We start from the raw sequence: 21,199 nt of genomic DNA on the forward strand, positions 1-21,199 counted from the left end.
AGCATGTCGGGTCCTTGAGGTGGCAGTGAAGGGCGTCTTTGCGCCTCTACTGACCTAGTCGGACGAGAATCAAAAACACCAACCCCTGGGCGCTGACTTCACGCAGGTTCCACCGTGGCCCAATAGCGGGTGAAACGGTTGATACGCACAGGCAGTGTGCCGCTGAGGTTGTCCAACACCCGGTCGGTGTCCCCCAACTGGAATGCCCCCGACACACGCAACCCCGCAACCGCAGGGTCACAGGCCAGGTGCCCCGGGCGGTAGCGTGACAGCTCGTCGATGAACGCCCCCAGGGGCCAGCCACTGACCACCAGCTGGCCGCCACTCCATGCGCCGGTGCCTGCCTGTAGCGGCAGCACCGCGCCGTGGGACGAGGCGGTGAAGCGCAGCTGCTGGCCGGCTTCAAGGTGTACCGTGGCGCCTGCATTAGCCACCTCGATGGCCTGCTCAAGCACGCTGGCCTGGGCCCAGGCGTTCTCGCTGCGCACCAGAAACCGCGCGGCGTGGGTATGAATTCGGCCTTGTGCAAGCTGCACGATCAGAGGCCGCTGCCCCGGGTCAGCCGCTGTGCCCACCAGCAGTTCGCCATGGTGCAGGGTGATCAGCCGCTGGGTGGCGCTGAAGTCGATGCCCATGGCCGTGCGGGTGTTGAGCGTGACCTGCGTGCCATCCGGCAGCCGCACCTGCTGACGCTGGGCAGTGGCTGTACGAAAGGTGGCCAGCGCGCCTTGCCAGGGTGTGACGCTTGCCGCCAGGCCCGCCGCGCTGGCTGCCATGAGCACCCCCAAGACTTTCAACACACTGCGCCTGTCGACGACGGTGGCCTGCAGCAGGGGCCGTGCCGTGACCCCGTCCAGGCGCCCGAAGCTGGCCTGCAAGCGTTCTACCCGCGCCCAGGCCTGAGCGTGGTGTGGGTGGCTGCGTAACCATTCGGCGTGGGCCTTGCAGGCCTGTTCATCGCCCTGGTTGAGGGCAACGTACCAGGTAGCAGCTGCCTCCAGCGTTTTGATGTCCAGCGTATCGCTCAAGGCTCAGTCATCCATCAGCAGCAGGCAATGGGTCATGGCCCGTACGAAATGTTTGCTCACGGTATTGGTCGACAACCCCAGCTGGCGTGCGATTTCCACGTGCTTCAACCCGTCGAGCTGTGCCAGCAAGAATACCTCGCGGGTGCGTGTACCCAGGCCGTCCAACAGTTTGTCGATCTGCACAAGGGCCTGCATGATCATCTCGCGCTGCTCGGCGCAGATCGCAACAGGCGTGGGCGCGGCTGCCAGGCTGTCCAGATAGGCCTGCTCCAGTAGCCGACGCCGGTACTGGTCGATCATCAGGCTGCGGGCGATGCGGCTCAGGTAGCCGCGAGGGAAGCTCAGGCGAACCTGCTGGCGCTGCGCGAGCAAGCGCACGAATGTGTCCTGTGCGATATCGGCAGCCTGTTCACGGCACCCCAGCTTGCGTCTTAGCCAGTGGCGCAGCCATTCGCCGTGTTCAACATACAGGGCGTGAAACGATTGAGGTTCGGAGGTGTGGGACATCAACAGCAAACCCGTAGGCAGTTTTACTGATAATGTATCTCATTAGTATATTGCCTGCCTACAGGGTACCCGTCGCGCCTCCCACCGCATTCACACCCTCCAGGGTGGTAAACGAAATATCTTTGGCGGTGAGCAGAAAGTCGCTCATGTAAGCCATCTCCAGCATGTCGCTTCGTACCCCGGCGTACAGCGTTGCCTGCACGCCTTCAGCACCCAGGCGCCTGGCGAGCACGTAGCCACGGGTGGTGTATTCATGCACCGCCCAGTTCGGCAGGCAGCAGACACCCCGGCCGCTGGCCACCAGTTGCATCATCATGATGGTCATTTCTGCCGTGCGTACCTGTGCGGGTTCAAGGTCGGCCGGGTCCAGGAAGCGGGTGAAGATGTCCAGCCGGTCGCGCTCGATGGGGTAGGTGATCAAGGTCTGCCCGGTGAGGTCGGCAGGTTCCACGTAGGCTTTTGCACGCAGCGCATGGTGTTTGTCGATGGCCAGCACGGCCTCGTACCCGAACAGCGGCACGTAGGTGATGCCGGGCAGAGGAATGGGGTCGGAGGTGACCACCAGGTCCAGGTCGCCGCGTGCCAGGGCCGGCAGTGGCGCAAACGACAGCCCCGACGCGAGGTCCAGTTCCACCTCTGGCCAGGCGCTGCGAAACGCGTCCAGCGAGGGCATCAGCCACTGGTAGCAACTGTGGCACTCGATGGCGATGTGCAACCGGTCCGCCGCACCGCCTGCCAGTTTGGCCAGGTTACGCTCGGTGCTGCGGATAAGCGGCAGCACCTGGTCGGCCAACTGCAACAGCTTCAAGCCTGCAGTGGTGAAACGCACCGGTTTGGACTTGCGCACGAACACCGGCATGCCCACCCGGCTTTCCAGCTCGCGAAACTGATGCGACAGCGCCGACTGGGTCAGGTGCAGGCGTTCGGCAGCGTCGGGCAGGCTATCGGCCTCGCGCAGGGCATGCAGGGTGCGCAGGTGTCTGAGGTCGATCACAGCCAGCGCTAAGGCAGTTGCTGCGCAGCGAGCTCACGGCGCACGATGTCGGCACCTGCACTCAGCGCCCGCAGCTTGCCACTGGCCACCTGGCGGGGCAGGGGTGCCATGCCGCAGTTGGTGCAGGGGTACAGCTTGTCGGCATCGACAAACGCCAGTGCCTTGCGCAGCGTATTGGCCACTTCCTCTGGCGTTTCGACGGTGTGGGTTGCCACGTCGATGGCGCCTACCATCACCTTCTTGCCACGGATCAGTTCGATGAGGTCCATCGGCACGCGTGAGTTGTGGCACTCCAGCGAAACAATGTCGATGCTCGACTGCTGCAGTTTCGGGAACGCTTCCTCGTACTGGCGCCACTCCGAACCCAGTGTCTTTTTCCAGTCGGTGTTGGCCTTGATGCCGTAGCCGTAACAGATATGCACGGCGGTTTCGCATTTCAGGCCTTCGATTGCCCGCTCTAGCGTTGCCACACCCCAGTCGTTCACCTCGTCGAAGAACACATTGAACGCGGGTTCGTCGAACTGGATGATATCCACGCCAGCCGCTTCCAGCTCGCGGGCTTCCTGGTTGAGAATCTTGGCAAACTCCCATGCCAGCTTTTCGCGGCTCTTGTAGTGGCTGTCGTAGAGCGTGTCGATCATGGTCATCGGGCCAGGCAACGCCCACTTGATAGGCTGGCGGGTTTGCTGGCGCAGGAACTGCGCATCTTCTACGAACACCGGCTTGAGGCGGGCTACCTCGCCGACCACCGTGGGCACGCTGGCATCGTAGCGGTCACGGATTCGAACGGTTTCGCGCTTTTCGAAATCAACGCCGCTGAGGTGTTCGATGAACGTGGTGACGAAGTGCTGACGGGTCTGTTCGCCGTCGCTGACAATATCGATGCCGGCGTGCTGTTGTTCTTGCAGTGCCAGGCGCAATGCATCCTGCTTGCCTTCGCGCAGGCCTGCGTCTTGCAGCTTCCACGGTGACCACAGGGTTTCAGGCTCTGCGAGCCAGGAGGGTTTCGGCAAGCTGCCGGCGGTGGACGTGGGCAATAACGTTTTCATGGACAGTAGCCTTGCATGCAGGGGCGGTCAGGCCGCGTAGTTCGCGGACCATTGCTCGAGAATCGTGTGGTAGGGCGTGATGAAGTGCGCTTCGGCAAATCGCCCTTGTTCAATGGCCAGCCGGCTGCGCTCTTCGCGGTCGTACACGATGCGCGTCAGCGAGTAATCACCGTGCTCGAGGCTGGGCTGGTAAGTGGCGCCTGCCACGGCATTGGCATTGTAGATTTCAGGCCGGTAGATCTTCTGGAAGGTGTCCATCGTGCTGACGGTGCTGATCAGTTCCAGGGCGGTGTAATCGTTAAGCAGGTCCCCGGCGAAATAGAAGGCCAGCGGCGCCACACTGTTGGGCGGCATGAAGTAGCGAACGCGCAACCCCATCTTTGCAAAATAGTCATCGGTCAGGGAGTACGCGTCCTGCTGGTACTCGTAACCCAATACCGGGTGCTGGTTCTCGGTGCGACGGTAGGTGCGGCTGCTGGAGACACTCAGGCAAATAACCGGCTGTTTTTCAAAGTGCGCCCGGTAGGCGTCCGATTGCAGGAAGTGTTTGAACAGCTTGCCATGCAACTCGCCGAAGTGCGCCGGGGTGCTGAATGCCTTCCGGTCGCGGTTGTGCTCCAGCAGCACGACACTGAAATCATAATCGCGCACGTAGGACGAAAAGTTATTGCCGACGACGCCTGGCAGGCGAGCCCCTGTTTGCTGGTCGACAACGGTGGTTTTAAGAATTTCGATCAGGGGCAGGGCGGTGCCGCTGCGCCCGCTGCCGATCGCCATTTCGACAGAAACGATATCCAGTTCTACGCGGTAGCGGTCGGCGTTTGGGTTGTCCCAATGGGCCAGGGCATTGAAGCGGTTATTGATCATGCCCAAGGTATTGCGCAAGTTTTCCTGGCGCTGCTCCCCCCTCGCCAAGTTGGCAAAGTTGGTGGTGATGCGGGTGTTTTCGCAGGGGCGATAATGTTCGTCAAAACTGACGCTTTTAAGGCTGAATGTAAACGGGGAAGTTGTCATGATCACGAGGTCCACTCAAATGCCAAGGCCTTCAAATTGAGGGGCATCTTAAAGTGGCGCATTGGCCAGGCGGAACTGAAACGAATTCAGCCCGCCTTCAATCCTGTTCATGACGTGACCGGCGCACTGTTTCAGGCCGGGGTGGCCACCTTGTGGAACCGCCGCGCCAGAAACGGCGTGATATCCAGCGGCAGGGCTTCGTCGTGGATCACTTTGTCCAGCATGACCCCTGTGATGGCCGAGGTCAGGATGCCGGTGCGGAAATGCCCGCAGGCATTGAAGTACCCCGGCATGTCGTCTACGGGGCCCAGGATCGGCAGTTCATCTGGCGAGCCTGGCCGCAGGCCAGCCCAGGTGCGCTTCAGGTTGACGTCGGCCAATGCCGGCACGCAACGGGTCGCACCCTGCACCAGGCTGCTGATCTCTGGGAATGTAGTGGTGACGTCATAGCCCTTTTCCTCGGTGGTGCTGCCTATCAGGATTTCGCCGTTATCCTTCTGCGCCATGTAGCAATCGCTGGTGGTGATGCAGCCGTTCAGCAGCTTGGGCAGGCGCTCGGTCAACACGATCTGGCCTTTCACCGGCTTCACCGGGAGGGACAGCCCTGTGGCCCATTCACTCAGCTCAGCGGCCCAGGCACCGGCTGCGTTGATCAGGGTGTTGCAATGGAAATCCCCCGCCTGCGCCGTGCGCACGCCCTTGACCCGCCCACCTTGGTGCAACACGCCTGTCACCGGGGTGTTGAGGTACAGGTCGACGCCGTTCTGCCGCGCCGCTTCCATATACGCATCGCCCAGGCGATAAGGGCTCACCTGGTGGTCGCAGAGAAACTCCAGGGCGCCATTGGCCTGGTCGGTGACGGCGGGCTCCGTGTCGCGCAAGGCCTTGCGGTCCAGCCAGCGCACCTGCGCCTGCAGGTGCGGGATGTGCCGCACGATGTGCTCGGCGTACAGCTGGTCCTCGTCGTCCTGGATCACGTACTTGAGCCCAGTGCGCTCGAACTTGAAGTCCATGCCATGGCGTTCGATCAGTTCCTGGTGCAGCTGGGGGTACAGCGCATTGGACTGTAAGGCCAGCTCGAAAAAACACTGGGGCAGGATGTGCGGCGTACTCGAATCCACCGCCACTGCCGCGCCATGGGCCTGGCGCTTGGCCTGGGACGAGAGCATGCGAAAGAAGATAACCCCGCAGCCCAGTCCCACCGATTCGCCGATGGCCCACAGCCCCCCGGCCGAGGCGCGGGTGGCGTTGCCAGGGCGCTTGTCGTCGATCAGCGCAATGCGCAGGTTGCCGCGCTTTGACAGCTGGTACGCACACGAAGCGCCAATTACCCCGGCGCCGGCGATTACGATGTCGTAGGTCTTGTTCATGTCAGGCCTCCGTGCCCAAGTGCTTGAATGCGGAAAACGGGACGGGGTCCACCGGGAACCTCGGCCTTAGCCAACCCACGTCGGCACGGCCGGTGGCGGCGCGTAGGCGGTCGCTGCAATAGCCCACGCACATGCGCCCCTGGCAGTCGCCCATGCTGACCCGGGTGCGCATTTTCAGCCCGGCCATGTCCTGCACGCCCTGCTGCAGGGCGAGGTCGATGGCATCCCGGGTGACCTGTTCGCAGCGGCAGATCACCGTGTCGGCCTGTGGCAGCTCGACTTGCGCGGGGCCCCGTGCGGTGTAGCGCTCCACTCCGGAGCGAAAGCGGCCAACGCCCGCCAGTTGCCCCAGGTAACGCTCGCGCCGCTCGATGGCCTGCTCGGCGTTGAGCACGCCGCGCTGGTGCAGAATAGACACCGCCGCTATACGCCCGGTCAGCATCGCTGCCTCACCCCCGCGGATGCCAGCCATGTCGCCGGCCAGGTGAGTGTGCGGCACGTTGCTCTGCTGCCACGCGTTGCATTCAGCACGCAGGTAGCCGTCTGCGCTGTAGCCATGGGCCAGCCCCAACTGCTGGCTTAGCTGGGTGCGCGGAATGAAGCCATAACCCACTGCCAGGGTTTGCACCGACTCGCGCTGCACCCGTTTCAGGTCGGCCTGCCAGGCCTGGTCGTAGGGCGCAATGCTGACCTCGCTCAACTCCCCCTCACCACGCGCCGCCACCACGCCCCACCCGTAGTGCATGGGGATGCCATGCAATTTGAGATAGCCCAGCATGCTCAGGCCATCGAGAAACAGCTGCGGCTTGTTCATCAGCGCCAGGGTCGCCCGGGCAATGCGGGAGAAGGCACAGGCCTCGTACACACCTGCCACCTTGGCGCCGGCCGCATGCAGTTGGCAGGCAACCAGTGGCAGCAACGGGCCGGTACCGGCAATCAAGGTACGGCCCAGCGGCTTCACCACGTTGCTCTTGATCTGCAACTGCAACCCGCCCAGCAGCATCACCCCGGGCAAAGTCCAGCCCGGGAATGGCACATTGCGTTCGTGGCAGCCTGCCGCCAGTACCAGTTGTTCATAGCCCACCGGCTGCAGCTGCTCCTGCTCGTCGAGCACCATCAGGTTCTGGTGGTCGGCGCCTACCACGCGGCTGTTGAGGCGAAGGTCGATGTGCCTGGCGCAGGTGGCGAAGTCTGCGTGCAGCTTGCCCAGCGCCTTGCTGTAGCGTGCGCCCAGGTAACCCACGTCTACACCGCCTCTCAGTGGCCCGCGAAACACCACGCCGCCGGGGCGCGACGCTTCGTCGATGAGCACACTGCCCACCCCCTCATTGGCCAGCTCGATGGCGGCAGCCATGCCGGCCGAGCCACCGCCGACAATTACTGGGCGCGTGCTCATGCCGGCACCTCGCTGCAGATTGGGTTGACCAGGGTTTCGACACGCATGCCCGGGCGTACCACGGTCTGGCAGGCGCGACGCTTGGCGCGGCCGTCGATGGCCACCAGGCAGCAATGGCATACACCCATGCCGCAGAACGCGCCACTGACCTGGCCGTGGTCGTTGCGCGCCAGCTGGCGCAAGCCCACGGCGTTGAGCACGCTGAGCACCGTTTCGCCTGGGGCTGCGTTGACGGGTGATCCGTTGATATGGAGGGTGATGGGGTCAGCCGCAAGCGGCTGGATATCGAGGGTTCGCTCCATGAAGTACTCCTGCAATCCGTGTGCATGGGGTGGCACAGAGTACGGAAGATAGTTGCAGGAAAAATTGACCTGGAGCGGTGAATCAGTTTGATTCTATTGTAGGTAAAAACATGAGGTGACAGCCGGTCAAGCCGCTTACGAGGTCAGCATCAGCCTTCGGGAAGGCTGATGCCACAAACGAACTCATCGGAACCTAACCGGTGTGATCCGTACTCCACAACATAATCCGCACCGCGTCGGCGGGCCTCCACGGTTGCGGTAGCGTGGTCGGCGTACACATCCACCAAATGCCACGGATGGCGATCACGCAATACGCCCCACCCAAACACCCAGCCTTCTTTGAAAGGGTCTTTGGGCAGGTTTTTCGCAAGGCTGCGAATGGTCATGAAAGGCTCCTGATAACACCCGAACTCAGGGCAGGTACAGGATGGTGTAGGACGCGTCACACTTGGGGCCGAGCACTACAGGTTTCTCGAACAGCGTAGTACCGGTCAGCCCGACGCCGTAATGTGCACCGCTGGCTTTTTCCAGGCGAGCCCACAAACCCAGGTCATGGATTTCGATACGCGTGGCCACGCGGGCATGGTGGCCGAGTTCGTACTCGATGCGCTCTACAACATCTTTGGCTTCTTCTTCTGTCATGCTGTGTGCTCCTCGCCAAACCAAGTACCGCCCACACCCAGGTGGACACCTGGCATGAGCTCTCACAATTAATTAGAGCCCAAGACAGTCCGGTTGGTTCTTTTACCCGACGGACGTGAGGGGAATCGTGCCTCGCACGTGAATTTCTGAACTCTTCAAAGTACCGCCGCCTCAATTGAGAAATATCTTGAGGCAATATTTCGATGCTCCCACACAGCCAGCAAGGTCAAGGCCCCATCACGTTTGTGTTGATGCATTTTTTGGGTGGGTCCCACCGCACGTGGGGCCCCACACTGCCGTTTCTTGACCGCGAACACACCTGTGTGGCGCTGAATACGCCGGGCTACGGCGATGCGCGCGACGTTACGGGTTATACGGTCGAGCAGATGGCGGACCATGTAGACCTCAGCATTCGTGAGCTCGGGCTGCAGCGTTGCATTCTTGTGGGCCATTCCATGACCGGCAAGGTAGCCGTGGTGCTGGCTTCGCGCCGGCCAGCCTACCTGCAAGGGTTGGTGCTGGTAGCGCCATCGCCACCCGGCCCACAACCGATGAGCGACAGCGACCGTGACCGGCAGCGTGGCTATGGCGCCTCTAGGGAAGAGGCAGAAGCGTTTGTTGATGAATCCAGTTTTCACCGTTTGCCCGAAGCCCTGCGCGAAGTCGCCATTGCCGATGCCCAGTCGGTGAACCTGGAGGCCTGGCGTGCCTGGGTTGACCACGGCAGCCGCGAGGACTGGCAATACCGGATCGGCACCCTGCCTTACCCCGCGCTGCTGATATGCGGCAGCGATGACGTGCAGGTCCCCGGCCCAGACGAGCAGCAGCGCACCACCTTGTCGCATTTCCCGGACCACTTGCTGCTCACGCTCCCCGGCGCAGGTCACCTGATGCCCCTGCAAACCCCGCAGGCGTTGGCCCACCCCATGCTCAAATTTGCTGAACGTATCGCTGCATCTACCCCTGAAGGAGAACGTTGATGGACTTAGGCTTGAGTAACCGTGTAGCACTCATCAGCGGCGCCGCTGGCGGGATAGGCCTGGCAACCGCACACTTGTTGGCGGGTGAGGGTGTAAAGCTGGTATTGACGGACATGGACCCGGACAAGCTGAAAAAGGCTGCAGCTGACCTGCAGGGCGAGCCCCTGCTGATTGCCGCAGACATGACTGACCAAGGGGAAGTCGACGGGCTCGTGCGCCAAGCAGAAGCCCACTTTGGCCAAGTGGATATCGTCGTGCATACCGCAGGGGTAACCGGTGCCAAGGGCGACCCGCTCGAGCTGGCGGATGCCGACTACCAAGAGGCCTGGGACACTGACTTCTTCAGCGCTGTGCGCATTGCCCGGGCAGCCATACCGGCCATGCGCAAACGGGGTTGGGGCCGCCTGGTGTGCATCACCTCGGAAAACGCCGTACAGCCGTATTGGGAAGAGGCCGTGTACAACGTGGCCAAGGCCGCGCTGGCAGCTTTCATCAAGAACCTGTCGTACAAGGAAGCAGCCCACGGTGTGCTGTGCAATACCGTATCCCCGGCCTTTATCGAAACAGGCATGACCGACGGCATGATGAAAAAGCGTGCCGAGGAAAAGGGCGTCAGTTTCGACGAGGCGGTGAAGAGCTTCCTGGAAGAAGAACGCCCGGGCATCGTGCAACAGCGGCGTGGCCAGCCAGAAGAGGTAGCGGCAGCCATCGCCTTGCTGGTATCCGAGCGGGCGTCCTTCATCAATGGCAGCAACCTGCGGGTTGATGGCGGGTCGGTACAGAGCGTTCAGAACTGACCAGTGCCATGCAGCGGGCTGCAATGCGGCCCGCTGTGCCTGCCATGGCACAGTTTCAACGCCTCATCCGCAAAGAGGCTCGATCAACTGGGCGCCTTCGCAGCGCACGTTACCCACACTGGCATCCACCTTGTGCCAGGTAAAAGCTGAGGCTGGGCGGCCGGCGCTGTGCACGATGGCCTCTGCCCGTTGTACCGTCGTGCGGGGGTCCAGCCATTCCCTGGCCAGGGCTGGTGTAAGCACCAGCGGCTTGCGGGCGTGAATAGCCGCGAGTCCTCCATCTGCAGCCGTAGTGAGCACCACGAAACCACCACCCTGCTCAGGCCTTGCATCTGCCAGGGCGGCGAAGAACAGCGCCTCCCCGTTGGCCGCCTGTATATGGTAGGGCTGCTTGCCTTTCAACGCGCCAGGGTCGCTGACCCACTCGAACCAGCCATTTGCCGGCGCCAAAGCGCGCCCACCGGGCCACAGCGCTTTGAAGAAAGGCGATTGCGTGACCGTTTCGGCCCGTGCATTGATGGGTATCGGGCCCTTGCCAGTGGCCCAAGGTGGCGCCCAACCCCACGGCACCGTGCCCACACTCAAGCCACCTGGCGCTTCACGTATAAGCGCCGCCTGGCTGCGCGGCGCTACGTTGTAGCGGTTGATCGGCGCTTCGTCATAGCCGTTGATGACCACCAGGTCCAGGGCCAGCTGGCGCAGGTAGAAGTCCATGCTCTCGTAGAGGGAATAGCGGCCGCACATGGTTTACCTCCTATCGCTGCTGCCGGCGCGCCAGCCATGCAGGGTATTTGATCTGTATGTATATACAGTTTGTTCTGTATGCGCAGTAAAGGCCAGCGGCCGCGCAGCGATACCGACGGGCGGGGTTGAGCAACGTGGCAGGGAAGGGAGGTTGGCGTGTGCGCCTACCTTGGGTGACTGCTAGGCTGATACTACCTGTCGGTGTTGTTGGCTGAACCTCGCGCAGCAGAGCGGGTCATTATTGAAAGGGTTCGCCAGTTGTCGTGTTTTGCGTTGCCAGTTTCTGAAGGTTGGCTCGCTCAGGTCAGGCTCTTCAGGTGAATCACTGCGGCAATGGAGGCAGGCTATGGATTATTCCAGCATGGTGGAATCGTTGAACAAGATGCTGAAGGCAACAGCGGATGCGCGTGAGCGTCGCGGTGAGAGTGTCGAAGTAAAGGTTGCCGCCGAAGAACAGGCTGATAGCTGTGAATCGGAGCAACTGGAGCAACTGTCGTGGAAAGCCGACAGTCGCCCCAGAATGAACCGCTTGGTAGTCGCTCGCGACGGCCGTTGTACGCCGTGAGCGCTATGCCGCACCGGCGTTCTATGAATTACTCATTGAACTGGATGACCATGCGGCCTTTTATCTTCCCTTCGATCATTTCTTCGAAAATCTGATTGATGTCTTCCACCGGTCGCAGGGTGACCTTCGGTACGACCTTGCCTTCTGCAGCAAACTGGAAAGCTTCTTCCAAGTCCTGACGCGTACCGACCAGCGAACCGATTACCTGGATGCCGTCCAGTACCAAGCGTGGAATATTCAGGTTCATGGACTCTGTAGGTAAGCCCACCGCCACCAACCGCCCGCCTGCGCGCAGGGCGTCTACGGCTGAGTTGAATGCAGCCTTGGCTACGGCGGTTACAACCGCAGCGTGAGCGCCACCGGTTTTGGCCTGGATGACCTTGGCGGCGTCTTCTTCGAGCGGGTTGATGACCAGGTCTGCGCCCATCTCGCTGGCAAAGCGCAGTTGCTCCGGGTTCACGTCGATGGCGATCACCTTGGCATTGAACACGTTCTTCGCGTACTGCAGGGCCAGGTTGCCCAGCCCACCGAGGCCGTAGATGGCGATCCATTGGCCGGGGCGAATGTTGGAGGTTTTCACGGCCTTGTAGGTGGTAACACCGGCGCAGGTAATGCTGCTGGCAGCGCCAGAATCCAGCCCGTCTGGCACCTTGACGGAGTAGTCGGCCTGCACAATGCAGGCTTCAGCCATGCCGCCGTCCACGGTGTAGCCAGCGTTCTTCACATCACGGCACAGGGTTTCGTTACCACTGGTGCAGTACTCGCAGTGGCCACAGCCTTGGTAGAACCAGGCCACACTGGCGCGGTCGCCCGGTTTGAGCGAAGTAACGCCCGGGCCCACTTCCTGAACCACGCCGATGCCTTCGTGACCCAGCACTACGCCGGTCTTGTCACCGAAGTCGCCATTTTTCACGTGCAGGTCGGTGTGGCACACGCCACAGCACTGCATTTTCAACAACGCTTCGCCGTGCTCGAGCGGGCGCAGGGTTTTCTCCACGACTTCCACGCGACGGCCTGGTGCAACAACAGCAGCTTTCATATGAACCTCCGTGTTTATCCGGTTTGGCTTGCACAACAGCGGCTAAGCATAGCCCCTGTGTGCGGCGGTAAAACTGCTACAGGTCATGGAAGCGTATTAGGGCGGCTGGTAAATCGCGCGCAAAGAAAAGCCCGCGGCAAGGAGGCGGCGGGCTGCAAGAACGTACGGAGCAGGGTCAGAATGCCAATGCAGATGTCAGTATTTCGTGAACGGCAGGTGATGAGAGCGTTCAGGCCAGTAATTGATTCGGGCGTATGCGCCGGCAGGGTCGCAGGCATAAAAGAGCCCGCCACAGTGGGCGGGCAAGATGCGCTTGAAGGGAACAGGCACAGGTTGCAAGTGGCGAGTTAAGCCTGCATTAAGCGCTGTATATTTGACCCGTCGGCAGCCTCAGCTTATACAGGCGTGCCCATTTACACAGGAGCCCCCATGCGCGACGACGATGACCTGCACGAACCGGAGCATGATCACTTGCTCGACCACGAATTTCTTTATGAGGGCTATGAGCCGGAGGCCGATGCCCAAGGCGCTGAGGATGAGCTGGATGCGCAAGCTGCGGATGACCTGGACGCTGACGAGCACGATCACCCGGCCTGGTTTGATGATTGTGACGACGACTGACTCAACGCCCGTCTACGGAGAACCGCCCAGGGCCGCTGACAGCCAGTGATAACAGGCCGCCCATGATGGCGAGGTTTTTCAGGAACTGGGTCATGTTGGCGCTGCGTGCAGGCTCGATCATCGTCCAGAACGGGTGGCCCAGCAGTGCAGTGCCCAATACGAACAGCGCGAACAGCAACGCCAGCGGCCGGGTATAGAAGCCCAGAATCAACAGGATGCCAACCGCGAACTCCATGCAGACGGCAATGCCTGCTGCCAGGGTAGGGGCCGGAGCCCCCAGCGAAGCCATGTAGCTGACTGTGCCGTCAAAACCCGTCAGTTTGGCCCAGCCGGAAAACACGAAAAGGGTCATGAGCAAAACGCGGGCGAGCAGCAGGACAAGGTCGCGTTGACCTTCAAGCATCGAATAGCGCATGGCGGGCTTCCAGTGGGCGGGGACAAAAACCACTGTAGCAGGTGCGCGAAACATTGCTGCGCCCAGCAAAAAGGCGCCCGTTGAGGCGCCTTTTTAATAGTGAGTGGTGCGAGTGGCGGGACTCGAACCCGCAAGGCTCACGCCGACAGATTTTAAGTCTGCTGTGTATACCAATTCCACCACACTCGCACGCTTGAAAGGGTCGCAGTGACCAGCTCGCTTCCTGGCAGAAGGGCTTTGCAATCAAGCGCGCTTTATAACCCATTGTTATAGTTGAGTCAACTCTAGCACCTATGCTCTACACAGGAGCCTTCGGTCAAATGGAGAATTGACAGGCTGTTGTGGATGGCCCACTGTAGCCCGATCACTGGATCCAAACAGTAGGGCCAGGTGTTGCGGGATCAGGCTTGCGGGCCTGGTAGGTCGTCCAGGGCGACGCCCGGTTTTCCCTTTTGTCCCTCCCGCTGTGCCAGTGGAGTTCTCATGGTTTCAGCCGATTGCCCGATTACCCCGGTGATACCCGCCTCGCGATATGAACAGCTGGTTCAGTCAGTGGTGGATTACGCCATCTACATGCTCGACCCTGCTGGCCATGTGGTGTCGTGGAACGCGGGCGCCGAGCGCATCAAGGGCTACACCGCCGACGAGGTGGTCGGCCGGCATTTTTCGATCTTCTTCCCCCCGCAGGATTGCGCTGACGGCCGGCCCGAGCAGCTGCTACGCCAGGCATTGGACAGCGGCCGGGCGCAGGATGAGGGCTGGCGGGTGCGCAAGGACGGTTCGCAGTTCTGGGCGCTGGCGGCCCTGGATGTGATCCGTGATGACGAAGGGCAGGTTGTGGGCCTGGCCAAGGTCACTCGGGATGTAACAGACCGTCGCGAGGCTGCACTGCAGCTCGATAACGTTCGGGCACAATTGTTCGAGGCGCAGAAGCTCGAAGCGCTCGGCCAGTTGACGGGTGGCCTGGCCCACGACTTCAACAACCTGCTGACCATCATCATCAGTTCTGCGCGCATGGCGTTGACTTCGGACGACCCGGAACGCTCCCGGCGCATGTTGCAGAACATCCTGGAGGCCGGCCAGCGTGGTACCGACCTGACCCGCCAGTTGCTCAGCTTTGCGCGCCATCGCAAACTCGATGTGGCCAGCATCGACCCCAGCAGCTTGCTGGATGCCACCCGCGGCCTGCTGGAGCATGCGTTGCCTGATGCAATTCGGCTTGAGGTGCAGGTACAACCCGACCTGCCGCTCATCGAGGTGGATGCCGGGCAGTTGCAGATGGTACTGCTCAACCTGCTGTTCAATGCGCGGGACGCCATCGCAGGGCCGGGGCGCATCGGCTTGACGGTTGGGGTAGTGGGCTTGTCGGGGGAAGTGGAGGGCCTGCACGGCCGTTTTGTCTGCTTCCAGGTTCAGGACAGCGGTGAGGGCATCGCGGCGGACGTACTGCCGCGCATCTTCGAGCCGTTTTTCACCACCAAGGCGTTTGGCAAAGGTACTGGGTTGGGCCTTAGCCAGGTGTATGGCTTCGCCAGGCAGAGCGGCGGGGCCATCAGCGTGCACAGCGTGGCCGGGGAGGGCACGTGCATGCAGCTTTATCTGCCAATCTCTCATGGCCATACACACAGCCTTGCGCACAGGTAGCGAGCATGACACACGAACTCAAGCGGCTGGTGACGGGGATCGAAGGGCTTGATGCACTGCTCAGGGGCGGGCTGGTGGCCGGCGCGGCCTACATCGTTCAGGGGCCACCGGGTGCGGGCAAAACCATTCTGGCCAATCAGTTGGCCTGCGGCCACGTACGCAGCGGCGGGCGGGTGCTGGTAGCCACCTTGCTCAGCGAGTCTCACGAACGGCTGTTCCAGTACCTGGGCACGCTGGATTTCTTCGACCCGGCGCTGGTAGGTGACCAGATTCAGTTCGTCAGTGCGTTCGATACCCTGGAGCAGGAAGGGCTGGACGCGGTGGTGCGGCTGCTGCGTCAGGAGATTGCCCGGCAAAAGGCCACGCTATTGGTTGTGGACGGGGTGCTCAACGCCCGCGCACGTGCCGAAAGTGCACTCGACACCAAGAAGTTCGTGTCCGCCCTCCAGGGCCATGCCGCTTTCGCAGGCTGTACGGTGCTTTTGCTGACCAGCGCGCGGATGGAAGAGGGCAGCCCGGAGCACACCATGGTCGACGGTGTGATCGAACTGGGCGAGCACATGGTGGGTAGCCGCGCCGTGCGCAGTATTCAACTGCGCAAGACGCGCGGCAGCGCTGCATTGTCCGGGCGCCATGAGTGCCTGATCGATGGCACTGGCATGCGGGTATTCCCACGGCTTGAATCGTTGTTCAGCCACCCCAGCCAGCACGGCAGTTGTGCCCCAGGGCGTGTCAGCAGTGGTGTGCCCAGCCTGGATGACATGCTTGATGGCGGCCTGGCAGCAGCCTCTGTGACCCTGTTGATGGGCCCCTCAGGCATTGGCAAGACTTCGCTGGGCCTGGCATTTCTCAGTGCCAGCACGAAGCAGGTGCCAGGGTTGCATTTCGGTTTCTACGAACCGCCAGAACGCCTGCGCAACAAGGCGGCCTCATTGGGCTTCGATTTTCGTTCGATGGAGCAGGAGGGTAGCCTGCAGTTGTGCTGGCAGCCTACTACTGAAGGCCTGCTGGACCAATTGGGCGCACGCCTGATCGAGCAGGTGGATGCCATGGGCGCCAAGCGGGTGGTGATCGACAGCCTGGGTGCTTTCAGCCGGCTGGCCATGGAGCCCACCCGCCTCAACGCGTTTTTCCGGGCATTGACCGGCGAGCTTAGGGCCCGCGATGTGAGTGTGATGCTCACGTGGGAGATGCGCGATATTTTCGGGGCAGAAATCAGCGCCCCGGCGCCCGACCTTTCCAGCATTGTCGACAACCTCATGCTGATGCGCTTCGTGGAACTCGACTCAAGCCTGCGGCGCATGCTCTCCATACTCAAGGTGCGCGATGGACAGCACCATACGGCCCCACACGAGCTGATAATAGGCACGCGGGGCATAAGCCTGCACAAGGCCTTCGAAGGGGCCAGCGGCATGCTTTCGGGCACGGCTGTGGCGAACCCCAGCGGATGATGGCCAGCCCATGAATACCATCCTCATCGTCGATGACGAGTACCTGATCGCCGAGATTCTAGGCTATGCCCTGGAGGATGAAGGGTTTCAGGTTAGAAAAGCCAGCAACGGGATCAAGGCGCTTGCAGCGTTGAAGGATGCACCGGTGCAGCTGATCATTACCGATTACATGATGCCGCTGCTTAATGGAGAGGAACTGGCCCGTGCACTGCGCAAGGACCCGGCGTGGCGCATGCTCCCGATCATTCTCATGAGCGGTGCCCAGGCAAACCAGGGTTACCCTGATTTATTCGCAGCCGTTTTTGACAAGCCTTTCGACATGGACCGCATGATCGCGACCGTTCGCGACCTGCTGGGCGACTGATCGGCAAGCAGGCGCATCCATGCTGCCTGGCGTGTGCCTTGGACGTTAGTCTTCGTGCTTTTCCGGGGCTGGGCTGCCGGCCTGAATGCGCTTGAAGATCTCTTCGCGGTGAACCTGGACATCTTTGGGGGCATCGATGCCTATCCTCACCTGCATCCCCTTCACGCCCAAAATGGTGACTTTGATGTCATCGTTGATGACGATGCTCTCGCCAACCTTGCGGGTGAGTATCAGCATGTAGTTCTCCTTGGTGATAAAAAAGTCCGCTGAGCCAGTGCCCTGGCGGTGGGAGCGTGTCCCTCTTCCTTCTCATTAAAGACGCTTTCGGCGGCTAGTAATTCCCCTGGGGAGACAAAAACTGTCGCGTGTTCAGGAGGCAGGCGCCGAGGCAAACCCCTGCGGGTCTGTCGGCCAAGGTGCTCGGTGGCAAGAATAGGGGGGTTGCTGGCCAATGGGAAATTTCTTTGCATGATGATGAGGATAGACGGGGTTAATGTTCAACCCAGCGGCACGGGCTAATATCACCGGACACCTGTAGGAGCGAGCAGAGCTCGCGATACGCCGCGCAAGCGGCGCCCAAAACAGCCTCACCCCGCCTGCTGTTCCTCCAACGCCTGCAAAAACAGCAGCAGCGCAACCTCTTCCGGGTCCAGCCCCTTGCGTACCCGGTTTTTAGGCAGCGCAGCCAGTCGCCCGAGTGCATAATGCTCAAGCACGGCCGGGTGAATATAACAGCGCCGGCAAACGGCCGGTGTATTGCCCAGGCGCGCGGCCACCTCGCGCACGATCGACGCCACCTGGCGCTTGGCCTCGGTTTCCGGCTCCCAGGCAAGCGGCTTGAGCAGGTCAAGGGCCAGGCTGCTGCCTGCCCAGGTGCGGTAGTCCTTGGCGGTAAAGTCGGCGCCGGTGAGCGTTTGCAGAAACTGGTTCACGTCGCTTGAGCCAATGCTGTGCCGTTGGCCCTCGTCATCCAGGTACTGGAACAACGCCTGGCCCGGCAGCTCCATGCACCGTTTGAGCAGGTTGGCCAGGCGCCGGTCCCGCAGGGTGACGTCGTGTTCCACACCGCGCTTGCCACGGAACTGAAAACGAATGGTGCTGCCTTTCACCTCCACGTGGCGGTTGCGTAGGGTGGTCAGGCCGTAGGAGCGGTTGTCGCGCATGTAGCGCTGGTTGCCGATACGGATCAAGGTGTGGTCCAGCAGGCTCACGACCAACGCCATCACCTTCTCCCGGTCCAGCCCGGGGCGGGCCAGGTGGATTTCCAGTTGTGCCCGCAGTTTAGGCAGCACCTGGGCAAAGGCGAGCATGCGCCCGTACTTGTGCTGGTCCCGGGTTTCGCGCCATTGCGCATGGTAGCGGTACTGCTTGCGGCCCCGGGCATCGCGGCCAGTGGCTTGCAGGTGGCCCTGCGGGTCGGCGCATATCCACACATCGGTATACGCGGGCGGTATGACGAGGGCCGCGATGCGCGCGAGGACCTCGGGGTCGCGCACGCGCTCGCCGTCAGCGTCCTGGTAGATGAAGCGGTCCCGCCAGCGGCGGCGGGTCAGGCCAGGCTGGCTGTCGTCTACGTAGTGCAGGGATGCGGGAAGCGGGCAGTCAAGCATGGGCGGCAGGCCTCGATCAGGTCACTGATCAATGGACATCAGCCGCTTGGCCGTTGCTCCATTCAAATGCTCAGCCCAGCAGCGCCACCGACTTGATCTGCGCGAACAGCAACTGGCCGGGGTGCAGGCCGAGCTGGTGCGCCGAGTAGCGGGTAACGCGAGCCAGCAGGGCATTACCTCCGGCGTCCAGGCTGACCAGCACATGCGCCGGGTTGTCGGCAGGGCGGGTTTCGCACACCCGTACCCGCACGCGGTTCAGGATGCTGGACGCACTGTCGGCATCCAGCGCCAGGCTGACGTCCCGGGCCTGCACTTTCACCCTCAGGGTGCTGCCCATTACGTGGGCCGGGTGCGCGAAGCGCAGCAATGGGCCGCTGCTGCCAGGCAGGCGCAGGTCGAGCAAGTCGTACTGCGGGTCATGGCCAACCACCAGCCCTTCGAACACCACGCCTGCGTCTTCGCTCTGGGCCAGCGACAGGTCAAGGCGGGCGAGGGTTTCGCCGATGGGGCCACTGGCAACCGCCTGGCCTTGTTCCAGCAGCACCAGGTGGTCTGCCAGGCGCGCCACTTCGTCCTGGGCATGGCTGACATATACCAACGGGATGTCCAGTTCGTCGTGCAGGCGCTCCAGGTATGGCAGGATTTCGCGCTTGCGTGGCCCGTCGAGCGCTGCCAGCGGCTCGTCCATCAGCAGCAGCCTTGGGCTGCTGAGCAGGGCGCGGGCGATACCTACCCGCTGCGCTTCGCCGCCGGACAAGGTCGCCGGCCGGCGCGCCAGCAGGTGGCCTATGCCCAGCAGCGCGCTGGCCTGTTCAAGGCTGACCTTGCGCTGCGCAGGTGCGACGCGGCGCCAGCCAAACTCCAGGTTGCCGCGTACGCTAAGGTGTGGGAACAGGCTGGCTTCCTGGAACACATAACCCACTGGCCGCAGGTGCGGTGCCACGAAGTGGCCCCGGGCGCTGTCTTCCCAGACTTCGCCATTCACCTCCACGTATGCGCTGGTAGCGCGTTCAAGCCCGGCAAGGCAGCGCAGGCAACTGGTCTTGCCCGAGCCGGAGTGGCCGAACAACGCGCTGATACCGCGCCCGGGCAGGTGCAGGTTTACGTCCAGGGTAAAGTCGTCGCGTGCCAGTTTCAGGCGCGCCACAATCGCTTGGGTCATGTCAGCTCCAGCCAGCCTTGCCGCGTCGTCCGGCATACAGCAGGAGCAGCACCAGGAAAGAGAACACCAGCATGGCGCCAGCCAGCCAGTGGGCTTGTGCGTAGGCCATGCCTTCGACGTGATCGAAGATCTGCACCGAGACCACGCGCGTCTTGTCGGGGATGTTGCCGCCAATCATCAGCACCACGCCAAACTCCCCCACGGTATGGGCAAAGCCGAGGATGCTGGCCGTGACGAAGCCTGGGCGCGCCAGTGGCAGCACCACATGCACGAATGTGTCCCACGGGCTGGCCCGCAGTGTGGCGGCCACTTCCAGCGGGCGCTGGCCAATGGCGCCGAAGGCATTCTGCAGGGGCTGCACCACGAACGGCATGGAATAGATCACCGAGCCGATGACCAGGCCGCTGAAGCTGAACACCACGCTGCCCAGGCCCAGTGCAGCCGCGGCCTGGCCAAGCCAGCCGTGGGGGCCCAGTGCGATGAGCAGGTAGAAGCCGATGACCGTAGGGGGCAGTACCAGTGGCAGCGCCACCACCGCGCCCACGGGCCCGCGCAGCCATGACCGCGTGCGGGCCAGCCACCAGGCGATCGGCGTGCCAACCACCAGCAGAATCAGGGTGGTCAGGCTGGCCAGTTTCAAGGTCAGCCAGATTGCACCCAGGTCACTGGCGTCCAGTGGCATCAGATTTCATAACCGTAAGACTTGATCACCGCCGCGGCCTTGGGGCCTTTGAGGTAATCCACCAGCGCCTTGGCGGCCGGGTTGTCCTTGCCCTTTTCCAGAATCACCGCGTCCTGGCGGATAGGGTCGTGCATCGACGCCGGCACGATCCAGGCCGAGCCGCTTTGTACCTTGCCGTCCTTGTAGATTTGCGACAGGGCCACGAAGCCCAGTTCGGCATTGCCGGTGGAGACAAACTGGAACGCCTGGGTGATGTTCTGACCTTCCACCAGTTTAGGCTTGGTGGCCTCGGTCAGGTTCAGCTTCGCCAATACCTGAGTAGCGGCGAGGCCGTAGGGGGCGGTTTTCGGGTTGGCAATGGACAGGTGCTTGAACTGGTTTTTTTGTAGCACCTCGCCTTTTGCGTCGACGTACCCAGGTTGCGCAGACCACAGGGCCAGGGTGCCGATGGCATAGGTGAAGCGCGAGCCTGGCACGATGGCTTTTTCTTCTTCGAGCTTGGCCGGGGTGCTGTCGTCAGCCGACAGGAACACTTCGAATGGCGCGCCGTTCTTGATTTGTGCGTAGAACTGCCCGGTGGCGCCGTAGGCGGCTACCAGCTTGTGGCCGGTGTCTTTTTCGAAGTCCTGGGCAATGGCCTGAATGGGGGCGGTGAAGTTGGCTGCAACTGCAACCTGAACTTCGTCTGCCCAGGCAGCGTTGAGGGCGAACAGGCCGGCCAGTGCAGTGACCAGGTGAGACGGGCGAATACGCATCGATACAGCTCCTTGGGGTTATCGTTATAACCTCAACTATATAGCGATAGGCCATGAAGCGGGAAGAG

The 21,199-nt window shown here is 62.0% G+C and carries 25 protein-coding genes and 1 tRNA gene; 7 read left to right on the plus strand and 19 right to left on the minus strand.

The window, feature by feature from the left end:
* Positions 1 to 98 precede the first annotated feature (98 nt).
* From APH25_RS20450 to APH25_RS20495, 10 genes are all read right to left on the minus strand, one after another.
* The gene (locus APH25_RS20450) at positions 99 to 1,028 is read right to left on the minus strand and encodes a FecR domain-containing protein (protein ID WP_082428408.1); all 930 of its coding nucleotides are present in this window, start codon (positions 1,026 to 1,028) and stop codon (positions 99 to 101) included.
* Positions 1,029 to 1,031: 3 nt separating this feature from the next.
* Complete coding sequence (locus APH25_RS20455; RefSeq protein WP_060483204.1) at positions 1,032 to 1,535, minus strand: sigma-70 family RNA polymerase sigma factor; 504 nt, start codon at positions 1,533 to 1,535, stop codon at positions 1,032 to 1,034.
* Positions 1,536 to 1,593: 58 nt separating this feature from the next.
* The gene (locus APH25_RS20460) at positions 1,594 to 2,529 is read right to left on the minus strand and encodes a LysR family transcriptional regulator (protein ID WP_060483176.1); all 936 of its coding nucleotides are present in this window, start codon (positions 2,527 to 2,529) and stop codon (positions 1,594 to 1,596) included.
* An 8-nt stretch (positions 2,530 to 2,537) separates the two neighbouring features.
* Positions 2,538 to 3,578, minus strand: coding sequence for a methionine synthase (locus tag APH25_RS20465; RefSeq protein ID WP_060483177.1), 1,041 nt, complete (start codon positions 3,576 to 3,578; stop codon positions 2,538 to 2,540).
* A gap of 27 nt (positions 3,579 to 3,605) precedes the next feature.
* A complete protein-coding gene (locus APH25_RS20470; RefSeq protein ID WP_060483205.1) occupies positions 3,606 to 4,592 on the minus strand; it encodes a DUF1852 domain-containing protein in 987 nt (328 codons plus the stop codon).
* Between the two features lie 131 nt (positions 4,593 to 4,723).
* Entirely contained in the window at positions 4,724 to 5,962 is a 1,239-nt protein-coding gene (gene hcnC / locus APH25_RS20475; protein WP_060483178.1) for a cyanide-forming glycine dehydrogenase subunit HcnC, read from the minus strand.
* Position 5,963: 1 nt separating this feature from the next.
* Positions 5,964 to 7,358 (minus strand): cyanide-forming glycine dehydrogenase subunit HcnB, encoded by a 1,395-nt coding sequence (hcnB, locus tag APH25_RS20480; RefSeq protein WP_060483179.1) that lies wholly within the window; start codon positions 7,356 to 7,358, stop codon positions 5,964 to 5,966.
* Positions 7,355 to 7,660, minus strand: a complete 306-nt coding sequence (locus APH25_RS20485; protein WP_033728003.1) for a (2Fe-2S)-binding protein — start codon at positions 7,658 to 7,660, stop codon at positions 7,355 to 7,357. Before APH25_RS20485 ends, hcnB begins: the two co-directional genes overlap by 4 nt.
* A gap of 149 nt (positions 7,661 to 7,809) precedes the next feature.
* The gene (locus APH25_RS20490) at positions 7,810 to 8,046 is read right to left on the minus strand and encodes a hypothetical protein (protein WP_028633408.1); all 237 of its coding nucleotides are present in this window, start codon (positions 8,044 to 8,046) and stop codon (positions 7,810 to 7,812) included.
* A gap of 25 nt (positions 8,047 to 8,071) precedes the next feature.
* Positions 8,072 to 8,302, minus strand: a complete 231-nt coding sequence (locus APH25_RS20495; RefSeq protein WP_033728001.1) for a hypothetical protein — start codon at positions 8,300 to 8,302, stop codon at positions 8,072 to 8,074.
* Between the two features lie 251 nt (positions 8,303 to 8,553).
* On the opposite strand from APH25_RS20495, the gene APH25_RS20500 reads away from it, so the two are divergent.
* Together APH25_RS20500 and APH25_RS20505 are read left to right on the plus strand one after the other, a co-directional pair.
* Positions 8,554 to 9,282 carry an alpha/beta fold hydrolase gene (locus tag APH25_RS20500; protein ID WP_256217598.1) on the plus strand — a complete coding sequence of 243 codons (729 nt, stop codon included), beginning with the start codon at positions 8,554 to 8,556 and terminating at the stop codon, positions 9,280 to 9,282.
* The gene (locus APH25_RS20505) at positions 9,282 to 10,079 is read left to right on the plus strand and encodes an SDR family NAD(P)-dependent oxidoreductase (protein WP_060483181.1); all 798 of its coding nucleotides are present in this window, start codon (positions 9,282 to 9,284) and stop codon (positions 10,077 to 10,079) included. The genes APH25_RS20500 and APH25_RS20505 overlap by 1 nt, the downstream gene beginning before the upstream one ends.
* A gap of 63 nt (positions 10,080 to 10,142) precedes the next feature.
* On the opposite strand, the gene APH25_RS20510 is transcribed toward APH25_RS20505, so the two are convergent.
* Complete coding sequence (locus tag APH25_RS20510) at positions 10,143 to 10,823, minus strand: SOS response-associated peptidase family protein (protein WP_060483182.1); 681 nt, start codon at positions 10,821 to 10,823, stop codon at positions 10,143 to 10,145.
* Positions 10,824 to 11,169: 346 nt separating this feature from the next.
* Between APH25_RS20510 and APH25_RS20515 the strand changes: the two genes are divergently transcribed.
* A complete protein-coding gene (locus APH25_RS20515; RefSeq protein WP_060483183.1) occupies positions 11,170 to 11,388 on the plus strand; it encodes a hypothetical protein in 219 nt (72 codons plus the stop codon).
* 28 nt (positions 11,389 to 11,416) lie between these two features.
* Here APH25_RS20515 and adhP read toward each other — a convergent pair whose 3' ends face one another.
* A complete protein-coding gene (adhP, locus tag APH25_RS20520; protein WP_028633403.1) occupies positions 11,417 to 12,427 on the minus strand; it encodes an alcohol dehydrogenase AdhP in 1,011 nt (336 codons plus the stop codon).
* A 429-nt stretch (positions 12,428 to 12,856) separates the two neighbouring features.
* Between adhP and APH25_RS20525 the strand changes: the two genes are divergently transcribed.
* On the plus strand, positions 12,857 to 13,048 hold the full coding sequence (locus APH25_RS20525) for a hypothetical protein (RefSeq protein WP_060483184.1): 192 nt from the start codon (positions 12,857 to 12,859) through the stop codon (positions 13,046 to 13,048).
* A gap of 1 nt (position 13,049) precedes the next feature.
* Here APH25_RS20525 and APH25_RS20530 read toward each other — a convergent pair whose 3' ends face one another.
* Positions 13,050 to 13,463 (minus strand): DoxX family protein, encoded by a 414-nt coding sequence (locus APH25_RS20530; RefSeq protein WP_028633401.1) that lies wholly within the window; start codon positions 13,461 to 13,463, stop codon positions 13,050 to 13,052.
* A 104-nt stretch (positions 13,464 to 13,567) separates the two neighbouring features.
* A tRNA-Leu gene (locus APH25_RS20535) sits at positions 13,568 to 13,652 on the minus strand.
* A gap of 294 nt (positions 13,653 to 13,946) precedes the next feature.
* Between APH25_RS20535 and APH25_RS20540 the strand changes: the two genes are divergently transcribed.
* From APH25_RS20540 to APH25_RS20550, 3 genes are read left to right on the plus strand one after another with little or no spacing between them, the layout of a single operon-like run.
* On the plus strand, positions 13,947 to 15,107 hold the full coding sequence (locus APH25_RS20540) for a nitrogen regulation protein NR(II) (RefSeq protein ID WP_060483185.1): 1,161 nt from the start codon (positions 13,947 to 13,949) through the stop codon (positions 15,105 to 15,107).
* 5 nt (positions 15,108 to 15,112) lie between these two features.
* Positions 15,113 to 16,558 (plus strand): ATPase domain-containing protein, encoded by a 1,446-nt coding sequence (locus tag APH25_RS20545; protein WP_060483186.1) that lies wholly within the window; start codon positions 15,113 to 15,115, stop codon positions 16,556 to 16,558.
* A gap of 10 nt (positions 16,559 to 16,568) precedes the next feature.
* Positions 16,569 to 16,922: a response regulator gene (locus APH25_RS20550; protein ID WP_060483187.1), complete on the plus strand. Its 354-nt coding sequence runs from the start codon at positions 16,569 to 16,571 to the stop codon at positions 16,920 to 16,922.
* A gap of 45 nt (positions 16,923 to 16,967) precedes the next feature.
* Here APH25_RS20550 and csrA read toward each other — a convergent pair whose 3' ends face one another.
* The 5 genes from csrA to modA all read right to left on the minus strand — a co-directional run bounded on the left by csrA (position 16,968) and on the right by modA (position 21,131).
* Entirely contained in the window at positions 16,968 to 17,159 is a 192-nt protein-coding gene (gene csrA, locus APH25_RS20555) for a carbon storage regulator CsrA (protein ID WP_028633398.1), read from the minus strand.
* A gap of 350 nt (positions 17,160 to 17,509) precedes the next feature.
* Entirely contained in the window at positions 17,510 to 18,532 is a 1,023-nt protein-coding gene (locus APH25_RS20560) for a DNA topoisomerase IB (protein ID WP_060483188.1), read from the minus strand.
* A 70-nt stretch (positions 18,533 to 18,602) separates the two neighbouring features.
* Positions 18,603 to 19,694 carry a molybdenum ABC transporter ATP-binding protein gene (modC, locus tag APH25_RS20565; RefSeq protein WP_060483189.1) on the minus strand — a complete coding sequence of 364 codons (1,092 nt, stop codon included), beginning with the start codon at positions 19,692 to 19,694 and terminating at the stop codon, positions 18,603 to 18,605.
* Position 19,695: 1 nt separating this feature from the next.
* On the minus strand, positions 19,696 to 20,376 hold the full coding sequence (modB, locus tag APH25_RS20570) for a molybdate ABC transporter permease subunit (protein WP_060483190.1): 681 nt from the start codon (positions 20,374 to 20,376) through the stop codon (positions 19,696 to 19,698).
* Positions 20,376 to 21,131: a molybdate ABC transporter substrate-binding protein gene (gene modA, locus APH25_RS20575; protein ID WP_060483191.1), complete on the minus strand. Its 756-nt coding sequence runs from the start codon at positions 21,129 to 21,131 to the stop codon at positions 20,376 to 20,378. The genes modB and modA overlap by 1 nt, the downstream gene beginning before the upstream one ends.
* Between the last annotated feature and the right edge of the window lie 68 nt (positions 21,132 to 21,199).

Source organism: Pseudomonas sp. NBRC 111119, from assembly GCF_001320125.1.
Classification (GTDB): domain Bacteria; phylum Pseudomonadota; class Gammaproteobacteria; order Pseudomonadales; family Pseudomonadaceae; genus Aquipseudomonas; species Aquipseudomonas parafulva.

Bases quoted from the DNA above. Each gene is read 5' to 3' on its own strand.
- APH25_RS20530 (WP_028633401.1), bottom strand. From the start codon at position 13,463: ATGCGCTATTCGATGCTTGAAGGTCAACGCGACCTTGTCCTGCTGCTC.
- APH25_RS20490 (WP_028633408.1), bottom strand. From the start codon at position 8,046: ATGACCATTCGCAGCCTTGCGAAAAACCTGCCCAAAGACCCTTTCAAA.
- APH25_RS20560 (WP_060483188.1), bottom strand. From the start codon at position 18,532: ATGCTTGACTGCCCGCTTCCCGCATCCCTGCACTACGTAGACGACAGC.
- hcnB (WP_060483179.1), bottom strand. From the start codon at position 7,358: ATGAGCACGCGCCCAGTAATTGTCGGCGGTGGCTCGGCCGGCATGGCT.
- APH25_RS20545 (WP_060483186.1), top strand. From the start codon at position 15,113: ATGACACACGAACTCAAGCGGCTGGTGACGGGGATCGAAGGGCTTGAT.
- modC (WP_060483189.1), bottom strand. From the start codon at position 19,694: ATGACCCAAGCGATTGTGGCGCGCCTGAAACTGGCACGCGACGACTTT.
- APH25_RS20485 (WP_033728003.1), bottom strand. From the start codon at position 7,660: ATGGAGCGAACCCTCGATATCCAGCCGCTTGCGGCTGACCCCATCACC.
- APH25_RS20495 (WP_033728001.1), bottom strand. From the start codon at position 8,302: ATGACAGAAGAAGAAGCCAAAGATGTTGTAGAGCGCATCGAGTACGAA.
- hcnC (WP_060483178.1), bottom strand. From the start codon at position 5,962: ATGAACAAGACCTACGACATCGTAATCGCCGGCGCCGGGGTAATTGGC.
- APH25_RS20470 (WP_060483205.1), bottom strand. From the start codon at position 4,592: ATGACAACTTCCCCGTTTACATTCAGCCTTAAAAGCGTCAGTTTTGAC.
- APH25_RS20550 (WP_060483187.1), top strand. From the start codon at position 16,569: ATGAATACCATCCTCATCGTCGATGACGAGTACCTGATCGCCGAGATT.
- csrA (WP_028633398.1), bottom strand. From the start codon at position 17,159: ATGCTGATACTCACCCGCAAGGTTGGCGAGAGCATCGTCATCAACGAT.
- modB (WP_060483190.1), bottom strand. From the start codon at position 20,376: ATGCCACTGGACGCCAGTGACCTGGGTGCAATCTGGCTGACCTTGAAA.
- modA (WP_060483191.1), bottom strand. From the start codon at position 21,131: ATGCGTATTCGCCCGTCTCACCTGGTCACTGCACTGGCCGGCCTGTTC.
- APH25_RS20500 (WP_256217598.1), top strand. From the start codon at position 8,554: ATGCATTTTTTGGGTGGGTCCCACCGCACGTGGGGCCCCACACTGCCG.
- APH25_RS20465 (WP_060483177.1), bottom strand. From the start codon at position 3,578: ATGAAAACGTTATTGCCCACGTCCACCGCCGGCAGCTTGCCGAAACCC.
- APH25_RS20510 (WP_060483182.1), bottom strand. From the start codon at position 10,823: ATGTGCGGCCGCTATTCCCTCTACGAGAGCATGGACTTCTACCTGCGC.
- APH25_RS20525 (WP_060483184.1), top strand. From the start codon at position 12,857: ATGCGCGACGACGATGACCTGCACGAACCGGAGCATGATCACTTGCTC.
- adhP (WP_028633403.1), bottom strand. From the start codon at position 12,427: ATGAAAGCTGCTGTTGTTGCACCAGGCCGTCGCGTGGAAGTCGTGGAG.
- APH25_RS20455 (WP_060483204.1), bottom strand. From the start codon at position 1,535: ATGTCCCACACCTCCGAACCTCAATCGTTTCACGCCCTGTATGTTGAA.
- APH25_RS20515 (WP_060483183.1), top strand. From the start codon at position 11,170: ATGGATTATTCCAGCATGGTGGAATCGTTGAACAAGATGCTGAAGGCA.
- APH25_RS20540 (WP_060483185.1), top strand. From the start codon at position 13,947: ATGGTTTCAGCCGATTGCCCGATTACCCCGGTGATACCCGCCTCGCGA.
- APH25_RS20505 (WP_060483181.1), top strand. From the start codon at position 9,282: ATGGACTTAGGCTTGAGTAACCGTGTAGCACTCATCAGCGGCGCCGCT.